The 14,664-nt window shown below is 74.8% G+C and carries 9 protein-coding genes; 7 read left to right on the plus strand and 2 right to left on the minus strand.

Features of this window, described 5'->3' with window-relative positions; genetic code table 11:
• The coding region (locus ACFVSN_RS31035; protein WP_387957024.1) for an SUKH-4 family immunity protein at positions 1-1,284 on the plus strand (1,284 nt) is incomplete at its 5' end.
• A 266-nt stretch (positions 1,285-1,550) separates the two neighbouring features.
• Positions 1,551-2,930 (plus strand): hypothetical protein, encoded by a 1,380-nt coding sequence (locus ACFVSN_RS31040; protein WP_387957025.1) that lies wholly within the window; start codon positions 1,551-1,553, stop codon positions 2,928-2,930.
• Positions 2,931-2,940: 10 nt separating this feature from the next.
• Here ACFVSN_RS31040 and ACFVSN_RS31045 read toward each other — a convergent pair whose 3' ends face one another.
• Positions 2,941-3,663, minus strand: a complete 723-nt coding sequence (locus ACFVSN_RS31045) for a hypothetical protein (RefSeq protein ID WP_380508699.1) — start codon at positions 3,661-3,663, stop codon at positions 2,941-2,943.
• Positions 3,664-4,003: 340 nt separating this feature from the next.
• On the opposite strand from ACFVSN_RS31045, the gene ACFVSN_RS31050 reads away from it, so the two are divergent.
• Both ACFVSN_RS31050 and mfd read left to right on the plus strand, forming a co-directional pair.
• Complete coding sequence (locus ACFVSN_RS31050; RefSeq protein ID WP_380446257.1) at positions 4,004-4,411, plus strand: beta/gamma crystallin domain-containing protein; 408 nt, start codon at positions 4,004-4,006, stop codon at positions 4,409-4,411.
• Between the two features lie 720 nt (positions 4,412-5,131).
• Complete coding sequence (gene mfd, locus ACFVSN_RS31055) at positions 5,132-8,764, plus strand: transcription-repair coupling factor (protein ID WP_387957026.1); 3,633 nt, start codon at positions 5,132-5,134, stop codon at positions 8,762-8,764.
• A 151-nt stretch (positions 8,765-8,915) separates the two neighbouring features.
• Here the strand turns inward: mfd and ACFVSN_RS31060 are convergent, their stop codons facing one another.
• A complete protein-coding gene (locus ACFVSN_RS31060; protein ID WP_387957027.1) occupies positions 8,916-9,521 on the minus strand; it encodes a DUF4352 domain-containing protein in 606 nt (201 codons plus the stop codon).
• Positions 9,522-9,733: 212 nt separating this feature from the next.
• Between ACFVSN_RS31060 and ACFVSN_RS31065 the strand changes: the two genes are divergently transcribed.
• The 3 genes from ACFVSN_RS31065 (at position 9,734) to ACFVSN_RS31075 (ending at position 14,134) form a co-directional block, all read left to right on the plus strand.
• Entirely contained in the window at positions 9,734-11,818 is a 2,085-nt protein-coding gene (locus tag ACFVSN_RS31065) for an N-6 DNA methylase (RefSeq protein ID WP_387957028.1), read from the plus strand.
• 160 nt (positions 11,819-11,978) lie between these two features.
• Positions 11,979-12,488, plus strand: a complete 510-nt coding sequence (locus ACFVSN_RS31070; protein WP_387957029.1) for a hypothetical protein — start codon at positions 11,979-11,981, stop codon at positions 12,486-12,488.
• The gene (locus tag ACFVSN_RS31075; protein WP_387957030.1) at positions 12,485-14,134 is read left to right on the plus strand and encodes a protein kinase; all 1,650 of its coding nucleotides are present in this window, start codon (positions 12,485-12,487) and stop codon (positions 14,132-14,134) included. The genes ACFVSN_RS31070 and ACFVSN_RS31075 overlap by 4 nt, the downstream gene beginning before the upstream one ends.
• Positions 14,135-14,664 lie beyond the last annotated feature (530 nt).

A 14,664-nucleotide genomic window follows, 5' to 3' on the forward strand; every position in this document is an offset into this window, starting at 1 on the left:
GGTCTGCGCGGCGCCGCGCCGCAGGCCGCCCCGGCGCCCGCGCCCGCCCAGGGCACGCCCGCCGGCGGCACGCCGGCGCCCGGCGCACCCGCGCCCGGTATCGCGTACGAGGCGACCCAGCTCGCGAGCGCGATCGACCCGGCGCTGCTGGGCGCCGGCCCCGCGGACCCGGGCACCCCGCCGTCCGGCGGCCCGGCCGTCCCGCCGCCGCCCGGCGGTCCGGCGGCTCCGGCCGGGCCCGCGGGCTACGGCTACCCGAACGCGGGCGGCGGGCCGGGCGGCGTGCCGCAGGCGGCCCCGGTGCCGCCGGGCGTGCCCACGGTCGGCCCCGGCTACTTCGCCGCGCTCAGCTACCGCGGCCCGGACGGCTCGGAGCAGAAGCTGCTGCACCGCAGCGAGCCCGGCACCCCGCACCCGGAGTGGAAGATCCTCCAGGACCTGCGGCGGCTCAACGTGCCGCCGGACCAGGTGCTGGAGCTCTACACCGAGCTGGAGTCCTGCGACCTGCCCGGCGGCTACTGCAACCGCATGATCGCCGCGTCCTGGCCGAACGTGCGGCTCACCCACACCGCCTCCTACGGGCGCGACCACGCGTCCCGCCAGGCGGGGATGGCGGAGCTGCTCGACCACCTGGACGAGCTGCACCAGCTGGCCTCGGGCCCGCAGCGGGTCCGCCCGTTCCGGGTGCCGCCGCCGGCCCCGGGCAGCGTCCAGGTGCTGCCGCCGCTCCCGCCGCAGCAGCTGGCGCAGGAGCTGGGGCTGCACTTCGGGCCGAACCTGTTCCGCTTCGAGCAGCGCGCGGTCTCCCGCCAGGGCGTGCCGGAGCCGGTCGCCCAGACCCTGATGTGGGCCGGGCTGCCGCGCGACTTCGGGCCGTTCTTCTGGGCGCAGGCGCAGGACGGCCGGCCGATCCCGACGCTCGCCGAGCTGGCCGCCGAGCGCGGCCTGCCGCAGGGCCCGGACTTCGCCGGCTACCTGGTGCTCGGCAACGACTACGGCCGCCAGCTGTGCGTCCAGTACGGCACCGCGAACGTGGTCGCCGTGGACGTCGACGGAACCGGGCAGCCGCCCCGGTTCGTCAACACCGGTGTACCGGAGTTCGTCCGTTCGCTGGCCCTGCTGGGCCGCATGTGGCGGCTGCGGTACGGGCTGACGCCGGAGCAGGCCGGACGCTGGACGGCCGACTTCCAGGCGGAGCTCGCCGCGATCGACCCGGCGGCCCTGCAGAACGCGGACACCTGGTGGGCCGTGCTGCTGGAGCAGTTCTGGGACGGCCTGCTGTAGCGGACCGTTCCGGATCCTCGCAGGTGGGGAGGGGTCGTTCCGGTGTCCGGAACGGCCCCTTCGGCGTGCCGTCGCGGCGGTGCCTCGTTGGGGTTTCGTCCGGATCTGCGCAAAATAGGTCAAGAGGATGGGTCTATTCGTCCGGTCCTCGACCTATTTCGATCCGTCCGACGGGCGGATCCGGACCCGGTCGCCGAACCGGTCCCGGAGCCGTCCGTTCCGTCCGATCATGGGCTCCGCAGCCCGCGACACGAGGGGAAGAGCCCATGAGCGACGCCGTCTCCCAGTACGGCTTCACCCCGGCCCGGCGTGGTTACGCGCCCGAACAGGTCGACCGCGCCCTGGCCGCGCTCACCGCGCAGCGCGACGAGGCCTGGGAGCGGCTCAGCGTCCTCGGCGCCGGGATCCGGCAGATGGAGGGCAGGCTGGCGGAGGTCCGCCAGGCCGCGCAGGACGCGCCCGCGCCCGACTACACCGTGCTGAGCGAGGAGGCCGCCGGCCTCGCCGTCATGGCCGAGACCGAGGCCCGCGCCGTCCGGGAGAAGGCCGAGCGCTTCGCCGAGGACCTGCGCGACGAGGTGTACGAGGCCGGCCAGGCCGCCGAGCACGCCGCCAAGGAGTACGCGGCCACCACCCGCAGCGAGGCCGACCAGGCCGCGCGGCGCACCGAGGAGCGCACCCGCGCCGAAGCGGAGACGATCCGCGGCGACGCCGACGGCGACAACCGGACCGTCCGGGACGCCGCCACCGCCTACGCCGCCAAGGTGCGCGTCGCCGCCGCCGAGGCGAGCGAGCAGGCCGAGGCCGAGCTCGCCGACCGGCGGCGCGGCGCCGACGAGGCCTTCGCCGAGGCCCAGGCCCAGGCCGACGCGGAGGACGCCGAGGTCGCGGCGACCGCCGAGCGCCGGGTCAAGGAGGCCGAGCAGCACCGGGAGACCGTGCTCGGCCAGATCAAGCAGCTGGAGGCCGAGGCGCAGGCCAAGGCCGACCGGAGCGTCGAGCAGGCGCGCCGGGAGGCGGAGAAGGTCAACGCGGCGAGCGAGCAGGAGCAGACCGAGTTCGCGGCCCGGCTGGAGACGGTGCAGCAGCACCTCGACCACATCAAGGCCACGCTGGCCTCGCTCACCGGGGCGGCGGTCGGCCAGATCGAGGCGGCGGCCGTGCGGGCGCCCGAGGCCGCCGACGTGTCTGCCGATGCTGTCGCCGACGTCGTCACCGATGCCGCCGCCGATGCCGCGGCTGATGCCGTCACCGATGCCGTCGCCGATGCCGTCACCGACGACGGCACCGCGCCCGCGGACTCCGAGGCGGACACCGGTGAGATCCCGGTGCCCGACCTGCGCAAGCGGGACGCGGCGGGCGCGGGGAAGGAGACGGCCGTCCTGCGGCTGCCGTCCGCGCAGGTCGCCGCCCCGGCCGACGCCGCGCCGGCGGACGTTCCGGCCGACGCGCCCGTGGTGACCGGCCCGGTGCCTCCCATGCCGGCCGCGCCGCCGCGGACCGGTCCGGCCGAGCCCGTCGCTGCGGACGCGGACGCGGACGCGGGCACGGAGCCGGAGGAGACCCGGATCATCCCGAAGATCGTCATCGTGGACGACGGCGCCGGCTACGCGACCCCGAACGCCGTCTCCTACCGCCGCCGCTGAGACACCCCGGCTACTGCGGCGGCGCACCGTCCGCCAGCAGCCCGGTGAGCTTCTCGTCCTGGGCCCTGACCGCCTCCCGCCGGGCGGTCAGGGCCTCGGCGTTGCGGTCGATCAGCTGGCGCTGGTACCCGGTGAGGACGGTGAACCAGAGGGCCGCCAGGTTGCTGCGGGCCGTGCAGTCGAGGTCGGCGCGGGCGGCGGCCAGTTCGCCGGGGGTGATCTCCGCGGTGCCGCGGTAGCGCTCCGGCAGGGCCTCCGGGGCGTCGGCCGCGAACCCGGCCGCGCCCATGCACGCCGACCAGTCCTTCATCGCCGCGACGACCCTGGCGTCCGTCCCGGCGGCCTTCAGCGACGTGTCGAACAGCCGGCCCACCAGATCGGCGCCGGGCCCCTGCGGCGGTCCGATCCGCTCCGCCGCCTGCCGGTCGCAGTCCACCCGGGCGTTGTCGTAGGCCTCGCCGGAGCCGGCCGGGGCGGCGGCCGGGCGCGGGAGCGGCCGGCGGGGCGGGTGGAAGCCCTGGACGGCGGCGGCGTCCGCGCCCAGGTAGCCCCAGGCGCCGGCCGGCAGCGCGGTCGCGTTGTCGGGCGCCTCTGCGGCCTGGAGGCCGTCCCCGTCGAACGCGGTGAAGCCGGCCCGGCGCATGCAGGAGACGACGAGCATGTTCCGCGCCTGGATCTCCTTCACGGCGCTCCGGTCGTCGGCCTGGTAGGCGGAGAGCGGAAGTCCGGTCATTCCGCCCCGGCCGGATTCCGGGGCGCGCGCCCCGGAGACCTCCGGCGGGGTCGGCGCGGAATCCGAGGAGCCGCTTCCGGAAACCCCGGAACAATCGGCGGAGAATGCCGTGATCACCACCGTCAGGGCGGCCGAGGCGAATCGCTTCGACGGCGCGGGAAGTTGCACGGCGAGTACTCCGATCCTCAAGCGCTGCAAGCTTGTTCGGACCCTAGCGCATTCCTTCGGCGGCGGTTCCCGCAGGCGCCGGCGAACGATCGGCTTGGCCGGAAAACAGCTGTCCGGTGTTGCCCCGCCGTGCAAATCTCGGGAGTCGCAAACCGCGACCGATGGAGGGTCCATGGTTATCCGCACACATTTCCGTTCGGACCGCCGGAATTCGAGCCACCGGAACAGAAATGCGAACGCCCGCAGGCTGGGCGCGCTCGCGGTGCTGACCGCGGCCGCCGCGACCCTGCTGCCGGTGACCGGCGCCCGGGCGGTGGAACGCGTCGACTGCGGCAACCGGAACGATTTCGCGAAGGTGTACAACTACGGCTACGGCGGGCGGCTCTGCTTCGCGAACGACGGCTGGATGGCCGTCCGCATCTACAACGTCGACCGGATCGACGCCGGCAACAACCGGGTCGTCACCTACCTCGGCGGCGGGCTCGGCTCCTGGACGGTCTTCAACTGGGAGCAGTACGACTTCAATGCCAACCAGGGCCACCAGGTGATGATGTACGACATCAACCTCTCGCGCTGGTAGCCCGCCGGAGCCCCGTACGGTCGGGCGGGTGCGGCCGCTCGGCCTGACGGGGCTCCAGGGACGCGCGCGGCCCAGGCGGCCTCGGGGTGTGCGGGGAGCGGAATCGTGTGAGGCCCCGGAGGCGTGTGACCCGGGAGGCCCCGGAGGCGTGTGAGGCCCCGGAAATCCGGGAGGCCCCGGAAACCCGGGAGGCCCCGGAAACGTGTGAGGCCCCGAAACGTGTGAGGCCGAGACCCGTGGCGCCCTCCAGGAAAGGGCGCCACGGTTCCCGGCGCTTGGGCGGGCGCCCCCACCCAGGGTCGCCCGGCCTCGCACCTCCGACCCCCATCGGGGGTGCGACAGTGCCTCCGCAGCCATCCCCCACGGTTGGGTGCGGCGGGCACATTCACCATGGTGCGCGATCTCCATGGACGGCCAGTGACAGGAGTATGTCCACTTCATGGCAGATCGCGGAGCCCGAGCTGGACCGCCGAGCCGGTGGTTCGTCCACGGGCCCGCCCGGTGTTCCGTCCAGTGGTTCGTCCGCGGGTGCTCCCGCGCGGGCCCGGTGAACGGTTCGTCCGCGTCCGGCCCCGCCGGGCCCGTACACCGCGTGCGTGTCGCTACCGCGGCGTAGGCTGGAGACCCCCGGCCGCTCGGCGTGCCGGGCCGTTCGCGTTGCCCCGGCGGGCCTTCGCCGCCCCGGGGCAGCACCAGCCACGGGACGAAGAAGAGACCCCAATGAGCCTGACCGGACTGCTCGATGTCGTCGCGCGGGACGCGGCGCTCGCCGAGGCGATCGGGGCGGCCACCGCCACCGGCGCCGCGGCCGGCGGCCGCCGACACCTGGACCTGGTCGGGCCGCCCGCCGCCAGGCCGTTCGCCATCGCCGCGCTCGCCCGTGCGCTCGCCGTCGCGGCGGCGGGGGACCGCGGCCGTCCGGTGCTCGCCGTGACCGCCACCGGCCGCGAGGCCGAGGACCTCGCCGCCTCCCTGCGCTCGCTGCTGCCGCCCGACGCGGTCGCCGAGTACCCGGCCTGGGAGACGCTGCCGCACGAGCGGCTGTCGCCCCGCTCGGACACCGTCGGGCGCCGGCTCGCCGTGCTGCGCCGCATCGTGCACCCGCGCGCGGACGACCCGGCGGCCGGGCCGGTCCAGGTGATCGTCGCCCCGGTGCGTTCGGTGCTCCAGCCGCAGGTGAAGGGGCTGGCCGAGCTGGAGCCGGTCGCCGTCCAGCGAGGGGAGTCGCACGACCTGGAGGAGGTCGCCCGACGGCTGGCCGCCGCGGCCTACGCGCGCGTCGAACTCGTCGAGAAGCGCGGCGAGTTCGCCGTCCGCGGCGGCATCCTGGACGTCTTCCCGCCGACCGAGGAGCATCCCCTGCGGGTGGAGTTCTGGGGCGACGACGTCGAGGAGATCCGCTACTTCAAGGTCGCCGACCAGCGCTCCCTGGAGATCGCCGAGCACGGCCTGTGGGCGCCGCCCTGCCGCGAACTGCTGCTCACCGACGACGTGCGGGCGCGGGCCGCCGAGCTGTCCGCCGGGCACCCCGGGCTGGCCGAGATCCTGGACAAGATCGCCGAGGGCATCGCGGTCGAGGGCATGGAGTCCCTCGCGCCGGTCCTGGTGGACGACATGGAACTGCTGGTCGACGTGCTGCCGCTCGGCTCGGTCACCGTGGTCTGCGACCCCGAGCGGGTGCGCACCCGGGCCGCCGACCTGGTCGCGACCAGCCAGGAGTTCCTGCACGCCTCCTGGGTCGCCGCGGCGGCCGGCGGGGACCGGCCGATCGACCTGGAGGCCATCGACGTCTCCGCCGCCTCGCTGCGCTCGCTCGCCGAGGTGCGCGAGCACGCCGACGAGATCGGACTGCCGTGGTGGTCCGTCAGCCCGTTCGCGACCAGCGAGTCGGCGGTCGACGGCATCCTTGAGTTCGACGCGAACACGCTGACCCTCGGCATGCACGCCGTCGAGGCCTACCGCGGCGACACCGCGCGCGCGATCGCCGACGCCAAGGAGCGGCTGGCCTCCGACTGGCGCGTCGTCATGGTGACGGAGGGCCACGGGCCCGCCTCCCGGCTCGCGGAGGTGCTCGGCAACGAGGGCATCCCGGCCCGGCTCGTCGCGGACCTCGCCGACGCGCCCACCCGGGACGTCGTCCACGTCTCCTGCGGCTCGATCGAGCACGGTTTCGTCGACGAGGCCCTCAAACTCACCGTCATCACCGAGACCGACCTGTCCGGCCAGAAGTCCTCCACCAAGGACATGCGCCGGATGCCCTCCAGGCGCCGCAACGCGATCGACCCGCTGGCCCTGGCCGCCGGCGACTACGTCGTCCACGAGGCGCACGGCGTCGGCCGGTACGTCGAGATGGTGCAGCGCACCGTCCAGGGCGCCACCCGCGAGTACCTGGTGCTGGAGTACGCCCCCGCCAAGCGCGGCCACCCCGGCGACCGGCTGTTCGTGCCGACCGACCAGCTCGACCAGGTCACCAAGTACGTCGGCGGCGAGGCCCCGACGCTGCACCGGCTCGGCGGCGCGGACTGGGCGAAGACCAAGCAGCGGGCCAAGAAGGCGGTCAAGGAGATCGCCGCAGACCTGATCAAGCTGTACTCGGCGCGCATGGCCGCGCCCGGCCACACCTTCGGCCCGGACACCCCGTGGCAGCGCGAGCTGGAGGACGCCTTCCCATACGCGGAGACGCCGGACCAGCTGACCACCATCGCCGAGGTCAAGTCGGACATGGAGAAGTCCGTCCCGATGGACCGGCTGATCTGTGGCGACGTCGGCTACGGCAAGACCGAGATCGCGGTGCGCGCGGCGTTCAAGGCGGTGCAGGACGGCAAGCAGGTGGCCGTGCTCGTGCCGACCACGCTGCTGGTGCAGCAGCACTTCTCGACCTTCGCCGAGCGCTACGCCAACTTCCCGGTCACGGTGAAGGCGCTGTCCCGCTTCCAGACCGACAGCGAGGCGAAGGCCGTCCTGGAGGGCCTGTTCGAGGGCTCGGTGGACGTCGTCATCGGCACCCACCGGCTGTTCTCCGCCGAGACCAGGTTCAAGGACCTCGGCCTCGTGATCGTCGACGAGGAGCAGCGGTTCGGCGTCGAGCACAAGGAGCAGCTGAAGAAGCTGCGCGCCAACGTCGACGTGCTCACGATGTCCGCGACCCCGATCCCGCGCACGCTGGAGATGGCCGTCACCGGCATCCGCGAGATGTCCACCATCACCACCCCGCCGGAGGAGCGGCACCCGGTGCTGACCTTCGTCGGCCCGTACGACGAGAAGCAGATCTCGGCCGCGATCCGGCGCGAACTCCTGCGCGAGGGCCAGGTGTTCTACATCCACAACCGGGTCGAGTCGATCGACAAGGCGGCGGCCCGGCTCAAGGACCTCGTGCCCGAGGCGCGGATCGCCACCGCGCACGGGCAGATGGGGGAGACCCAGCTGGAGAAGGTCGTCGTCGACTTCTGGGAGAAGGAGTTCGACGTCCTGGTGTCCACCACGATCGTCGAGTCCGGCATCGACATCTCCAACGCCAACACCCTGATCGTCGAGCGCGGCGACACCTTCGGGCTCTCCCAGCTGCACCAGCTGCGCGGGCGGGTCGGGCGCGGGCGCGAGCGCGGCTACGCCTACATGCTGTACCCGCCGGAGAAGCCGCTCACCGAGACGGCGCACGAGCGGCTGGCCACCATCGCCCAGCACACCGAGATGGGCGCCGGCATGTACGTCGCGATGAAGGACCTGGAGATCCGCGGCGCCGGCAACCTGCTCGGCGGCGAGCAGTCCGGGCACATCGCCGGCGTCGGCTTCGACCTCTACATGCGGATGGTCGGCGAGGCGGTGGCCGAGTTCCGCGAGTCGCTCGCGAGCGGCGGCGGCGAGCCGGAGGAGGAGCCGCTGGAGGTCAAGATCGAGCTGCCGGTCGACGCGCACGTGCCGCACGACTACGCGCCCGGCGAGCGGCTGCGGCTGCAGGCCTACCGCTCGATCGCGGCCGTCAACTCGGAGGAGGACATCCAGCAGGTCCGGGACGAACTCGTGGACCGCTACGGCAAGCTGCCCGAGCCGGTGGAGAACCTGCTGCTGGTCGCGGCGCTGCGGCTGTACGCCCGGCGGTGCGGCATCTCGGACATCACGCTGCAGGGGACGAACGTCCGGTTCGGGCCGGTGGAGCTGCGCGAGTCGCAGCAGCTGCGGCTGAACCGGCTCTACCCGCGCAGCCAGGTCAAGGCCGCGAGCCGGCAGTTGCTGGTGCCCCGGCCGAGCACCGGCCGGATCGGCGGCAAGCCGCTGGTCGGGCGGGAGCTGCTGGGGTGGTGCAGCGAGTTCCTGTCGGCGATGTTCGACGACCTGGCGGGGGCGAGGAAGTAGCGCCCGCGGGCGGTTGGTGCACGGCGGTCTCGGGCTCTGCCCGGGGCCGCCGTTTCGTTCGTGCGGGGGCGTTCGTGCGGGGGCCTTGGTGCGGCGGTGCGGCCGCGTTCGTGCGGGGCCGCCGCCGCGGTCGTCCACCCTGGCGTCGGGGTCAGCCGATCTTCCACTGGCCGACCTGGTTGGCGAAGCCGTTGTCCAGGGCGAACTGGACCTTGTCCAGCTTGACGCCGTCCGGGACCTCGAAGGTGACGAAGCCCTTGCCGGTCTCACCGGGGGCGATGTTGGTGGGGGTCTGGAAGGCCGGCCCGGCCTTGGTCTCCTCCAGGTTCGGGCCGTAGGCCTGGCCCTGGGTGTCCACGACCTTGGCGCTGCTGGCGGGGACCTCGCCGTACGCCTGGGCGCCGGTGGCCTTGATCTGGAACTGCACCGCGACGTAGTGCTTGCCGTCGGCCGGCTTGAGGTACTCGTTGGCGCTCTCGGCCGGGTCGACCACCTTCACCGCGACGACGTCGGCGGTGTTGGCCTTGTCCATGCCCTTGAGCGCGATGGTGTCGCCGATCTTTGCGGGCGCCTTGGGGGCGTCGGCGGGCTTGCTCGGCGCGGCGGGCGCGCCGGCCGAGGTGCCCGCGGCGGCCGGGGCGGTCTGCTTCGCCTCGGTGGAGACGGTGGTGCCGGTGGAGTTGCACGCGGTCGCGGTGAGGGTGATCAGCGCGGCGCCCAGCAGGAGGGCGGCGGAGCGGCGAGTGGTGGCGGACATGGCGGTTCTCCCGGTGATCGGTGGTCTTCCTGGCTGCCGCCCCTGTCCGGTGGCGACGAAGAAATCACACCACTTCGCTGTGAACGATGTCAACGACCTTTCACAAAACATCTCTGTTCACGTGTGAACGCATGGATCGGAGGTGCTGGCTATGCTGTGTGGTCACACCCAGCCCGCAGTCCCTGTCCCCGTGCGACGTCGGAGGAGCCCCCGTGCCGGACCGAGCCGAAGTGACCGCCGTCGAGATCGCCCGGCTGGCCGGCGTCGGCCGCGCCGCGGTCAGCAACTGGCGCCGCCGCCACGCCGACTTCCCGCGCCCGGTCGGCGGCAGCGACGCCAGCCCGACCTTCGCCCTCGGCGAGGTCGAGGCCTGGCTGCGCGCACAGGGCAAGATCGCCGAACTCCCGCCCCTGGAGCGGGCCTGGCAGTTCGTCGACGCCCTCCGCGACCCGGCCGGCCACCCCGCCGCCCCGCTCGTCGAGGCCGGCACCCTCCTGCTCCTGCTGCACCGCGACCCCGACCGCTGGGCCGCCCTCGCCTCCGAGCCCGACACGCGCCTCGCGACGGCGCTCCCGAGGGCCGTCGCCGACACCGTCGTTCACACCTTCGACGCGGACGGCGCCGACCTCCTCGCTCTCCCCGGACTCCTCGGCAGCACCCAGCTCGACCTCGCCCGCCTGCTCGCCGCCCTCGCCGCCGACACCGGCGCCGCCGCGGTGTACGAGCAACTGCTCGCCCGCTACGCCGAGGCCAACACCCGCCAGCTCAGCCCCACCCCGCCCGAGGCCGCCGACCTGCTCGCCGCCGTCGCCGGCGTCCCCGCCACCGTGCTAGACCCGGCCGCCGGCCTCGGCGCCGTCCTGCTCGCCCACCCGTACACCACCGGCCGCTACGGCCAGGACGCCGACCCCGTCACCGCCGCCCTCGCCCGCCTCCGGCTCGCCCTGCACGCCCCCGCCGCCGAGCCCGGCCCGCTCCCGCTCGCGCTGCGCCCCGGCGACGCGCTGCGCGCCGACGCCTACCCCGGCGACACCTTCGAGGCGGTGCTCTGCCAGCCGCCGTACAACGAACGGGACTGGGGGCACGAGGAGTTGCAGTTCGACACCCGGTGGCCGGGCGGTCTCGTCCCGCCCCGCGGCGAGTCCGAACTCGCGTGGGTCCTGCACTGCCTCGCGCACACCCGCCCCGGCGGCCTCGCCGCCCTCCTGCTGCCCCCCGCCGTCGCCGGACGCCGGTCCGGGCGCCGCGTCCGCGCCGAACTCCTGCGCTCCGGCGCCCTGCGCGCCGTCATCGCCCTGCCGGCCGGCGCCGCCCCGCCGTACGGGGTGCCGCTGCACCTCTGGGTGCTCCGCGCGCCGAAGCCGGGGGACGACTTCCGTCAGGTGCTGCTGCTCGACGCCGGGTCGGCCCCGGTGGAGGGCGGGCGCGACAAGGTCGACTGGCCCGGACTGCGGCGGACGGTCGTCCACGCCTGGCGCGCCTTCGACCGGGCCGCCCGGGACGGCGAGCCGGTGCCCGCCGACGTCCCCGGCGTCCACCGGGCCATGGCCGCGATCGACCTGCTCGACGACGAGACCGACCTCTCACCCGCCCGGCACGTCCCGCCCGCCGCCCCGCTCGGCGGCGCCGCCGAACTCTCCCACCTCGGCGGGCGGTTGACGGAACTCCTGGCCGGCCTCGCCGATCCCGCCGCCCTCCTGCCCCCGCCCGGCGCGGAACCCGCCGCCGGCGTCGTCACCGTCGGCGAACTCGTGCGCGCCGGCGCACTGGAGGTGCACTCCTCCGGCACCGGCGCGACCACCCGCCCGGGCCCGGGCGAGGTGCTCGTCGTCACCGACCAGGACCTCGTCACCGGCAACCCGCCCACCGCCGCGCTTGCCGCCCCCGGCCCCGCCGGAGACCTCCGCACCCGCCCCGGCGACGTCCTCGTCCCCGCCCTCGGCGGCGGCCTCGCCCGCGTCGTCCCGGCCGAGGGCCCCCTCGTCGGCGCCGCCCTCGGCAGCCGCCTCCACCTGCTCCGCCCCGACCCGGCCGCCCTCGACGCCGAGTTCCTGGCCGGCCACCTCCGCTCCACCGCCGGCACCCGCCGCGCCGCGAGCCACGCCACCACGACCGCCCGCCTCGACATCCGCCGGGTCGAACTGCCCCGCCTCCCGCTGCCCGACCAGCAGCGTCAGGGCACCGCCTTCGCCCGCCTGGCCGCCTTCGCCACCACCCTCGCCCAGGCCGCCTCCCTGGCCCAGACCCTGACCCAGGCCGCCACCGATGCCCTGGCCACCGGCTCCCTGGCTCCCTGACCCCCGGCCCGCTCCTGCGCAGGAAGTCGGTCCGACCGACTTCCTGCGCGCCGGATGTCCTCGCGCCGAGCTGACGCTCCCTCTCAACCCTGTCTCCGGGAGGGACTCCGGGCGGTACCGTGTGCTCGGTCCGTCCGTCCTCACCAGCTCAGGAGCGCACATGGCAGGGCAGTACCCCGGGACGTTCGGACCCCCGCCCGGTGCCGCCGCCCAGCCGCCGGGCCGTCCCTCGGCCTCCGTCCGGGTGCTGTGCGCGCTCGTCCCGCTGCTGACGGCGGGCGTGTTCGGCCCGCTGCCCTCCCTCGTGCTGGCGATACGCCGCAGGCGCCCGTACGACATCGCGGGCGCCGTCGTCTACTGCCTGCTGCTCCTCACCATGGTCGTCTGCGCGGGCGTCGCGAGCGACACCAAGGCCTCGGCCGCGAACGTCATCGGCGAGATCGCCCTGGCCCTCCTCTGGCTCACCCCCACGCTGCACTACCTCGTGATGGACCGCCGGTCCCTTTGGGCGCCCGCCCCGTACGCCCCGCCGCCCGCCGTTCCCCACGCCCCGTCGCCCGCCGCCCCGTACGGCGCGACCACGCCCGGCCACACGGCCCCGCCGCCCGCCGACGACCTGCGCGAACTCGGCGAACTCCTGCGCCGCCAGGCCCGCGAGGGCCGGTCGTGACCGTCGACCGCGTCATCGCGGGCCGCTACCGCCTCGCCGAGAAGATCGGCCACGGCGGCATGGGCCAGGTGTGGGGCGGCTACGACGAGCGCCTGGACCGCCCGGTCGCGGTCAAGCTGCTCCGCACCGACCACCTCCTGGCCGCCGGTCCCACCTCCGCCCCCACGGGCACCGAACAACGCCGCCACGGCGACGAGCTGCGCCGCCGCTTCCTGCGCGAGTGCCGGGTCACGGCCGCGCTGGACCACCCCGGGCTGGTCACGGTCTTCGACGCCGGGGAGGACGAGGGCGAGCTGTACCTCGTCATGCAGCGCGTCCCCGGGGTGAGCCTCGCCGACCTCATCGCCGAGGACGCGCCGTTCCCGATCGAGCGGGCGGTCGCCGTCGCCGCCCAGCTGTGCGCCGCGCTGGCCGCCGTCCACGCCGTACCGGTGGTCCACCGGGACCTCAAGCCCAGCAACGTGATGGTCCGCCACGACGGCCGTACGGTCCTGCTGGACCTCGGCATCGCCACCGCCCTCGACCCCGGCGCCACCCGCCTCACCCTCACCGGCGTGCCGATCGGCAGTCCGTCCTACATGGCGCCCGAGCAGGCGCTGGCCACCACCACCGACCCGCGCAGCGACCTCTACGCGCTCGGCTGCCTCCTGCACGAGATGCTCGCCGGCGAGGAGCCGTTCCGCGCGCCGACCGCGCTCGGCGTGCTGCGGCGCCACGTGGACGAGCCGCCGGTCCCGCTGCGCGACCTGCGGCCGGACGTACCGCAGCCGCTCGAACGCCTCGTCCTCGACCTGCTCGCCAAGCAGCCCGCCGACCGTCCCGCCGACGCCCGGCAGGTGTACGGGCGGTTGCTCCCGCTGCTGCCCGCGCCCGAGGCGGCCGCCCAACCGCGGTACGCGCCGCTGCCCGACCCCACCCGGCCGTACCGCTTCCCGCACCAGCCGCAGCCGTCGGCCGCCGGGCCGGTGCAGCAGCGGCCGGTGCCGGTGTCTGTGCCGGTGCCGCAGGCGCCGGCGACCCCGCCGCCGCCGGCGGTGCCGCCGGTGGTCCCGTTCGTCCCTGCCGTTCCTGTCGTCCCTGTCGTCCCGTCCGCCCCGGACCTCGGCGCGGAGTGCGGACGGCTCTCCGACCTCGTCGACGCCGGCCGCCACGCCGAGGTCCTCGGCCTCGCCGCCCGGCTGCTGCCCCGCGCCGAGGCCGAACTCGGCGACGGCGCGCCGCTCGTACGGACGATCCGCACCATCTACGCCCGCACCCTCCTCCAGGAGGGACACCACGCGCAGGCCCTCCCCGAGTACCGCCGCCTCGCCGCCACCGCCGAGGGCGGCCCGTTCGGACCCCAGGCCCTCGACCACCGCTACCGCGCGGCGATCTGCCTCGACCACCTCGGGCAGGGCGCGGAGGCGATGGCCGAGTACCAGTCCCTCCTCGCGACGGCGGCCCACGACCCCGACCCGGAACGCGCCTTCGACCTCCGCGAACGCATCGGCCTCCGGCTCGCCGCTGCGGGAGACACCGAGAACGCCTGGCAGTGGCTCCTCCAGCTCCTCTTCGAACGCGAACGCCGCGAGGGCCCCCACCACCCCGCCGTCCGCCGCCTCCGCCACTCCCTGAACACCCTCCAACCCCACCGCACCACCCGCTGAGCCTCACCCCCCATCCCGCCGAACGCTGGGCCGCGCCGTAGGAAGTCGTTGGGGCCGACTTCCTGCGCTTCCGTGCCTGGCCTTCGCCTCAGCGTGAGAGGCCGGCGGCATCGCCCCCGCCTGCTGGGCTGCGCTGTAGGAAGTCGTTGGGGCCGACTTCCTGTGCTTCCGTGCCTGGCCTTCGCCTCGGCGTGGGAGGCCGGCGGCATCGCCGCCGGCGGCTGGGCTGTGGCGTAGGGAGTCGATGTGGCCGACTTTCTGTGTTTTCCCCGTGTGGCCTTCGGGCCCGGCCTGATCGGCTGGCTCCGTCGTCTGCTTCGCGTGGAGCTGTGGGCCGCGCCGTAGGAAGTCGTTGGCGCCGACTTCCTGTGCTTCGGTCTCCTGGCGCCCACCTCGGGGTGAGAGGCCGGCGGCATGACCCCCGGCGGCTGGGCTGTGGCGTAGGAAGTCGATGGCGCCGACTTCCTGCGTTTCCGTTTCCTGGCGTCCACCTCGGCGTGAGAGGTCGGCGGCATCGCCCCCGCCTGCTG

Origin of the sequence: Kitasatospora sp. NPDC057904, assembly GCF_042887925.1 — a bacterium.
Lineage (GTDB): Bacteria > Actinomycetota > Actinomycetes > Streptomycetales > Streptomycetaceae > Kitasatospora.